Annotated in this window: 4 tRNA genes; all 4 read left to right on the forward strand. The window is 49.6% G+C overall.

The window, feature by feature from the left end:
- The first annotated feature begins 98 nt into the window (after positions 1-98).
- The 4 genes from ACQRA4_RS13890 (at position 99) to ACQRA4_RS13905 (ending at position 449) form a co-directional block, all read left to right on the forward strand.
- Positions 99-173, forward strand: a tRNA-Gly gene (locus ACQRA4_RS13890).
- Between the two features lie 11 nt (positions 174-184).
- Positions 185-258 (forward strand) — tRNA-Cys (locus tag ACQRA4_RS13895).
- Positions 259-288: 30 nt separating this feature from the next.
- Positions 289-363, forward strand: a tRNA-Gly gene (locus tag ACQRA4_RS13900).
- An 11-nt stretch (positions 364-374) separates the two neighbouring features.
- A tRNA-Gly gene (locus ACQRA4_RS13905) sits at positions 375-449 on the forward strand.
- The last annotated feature ends 103 nt before the right edge of the window (positions 450-552 follow it).

The raw sequence follows: 552 nt of genomic DNA on the forward strand, positions 1-552 counted from the left end.
TAATTAATGAGTCCTGAATCTAAAGAAAGAAGGCTCAAAAAAATTTCATCCAACACTTGACAGTACGCAAGGGAGCGCGTAAAAAGTTTTTTCGCTGAGCGGGAGTAACTCAGTGGTAGAGTGCAACCTTGCCAAGGTTGAAGTCGCGGGTTCAAATCCCGTCTCCCGCTCCAATTTTTTTATCGGCGGCATAGCCAAGTGGTAAGGCAGAGGTCTGCAAAACCTCCATCTCCAGTTCAAATCTGGATGCCGCCTCCAGAGTTTTTCACGCCTCGTCGTTTCATATATGCGGGAGTAACTCAGTGGTAGAGTGCAACCTTGCCAAGGTTGAAGTCGCGGGTTCAAATCCCGTCTCCCGCTCCACCGCCCTTTCTGCGGGAATAACTCAACGGTAGAGTGTCAGCTTCCCAAGCTGAAGGTTGCGGGTTCAAATCCCGTTTCCCGCTCCATAAAAAAGGCCCCCGGCATAGCCGGGGTTTTTCATATGCGCCTAAGGCTCTCTTGCCAGCAGCGCCCTAGGTTCAGGACTCATTAAATATAAAAGGTGACAAA

Origin of the sequence: Desulfovibrio sp. SGI.169 (genome assembly GCF_050313595.1) — a bacterium.
Taxonomy (GTDB): Bacteria; Desulfobacterota; Desulfovibrionia; order Desulfovibrionales; family Desulfovibrionaceae; genus Desulfovibrio.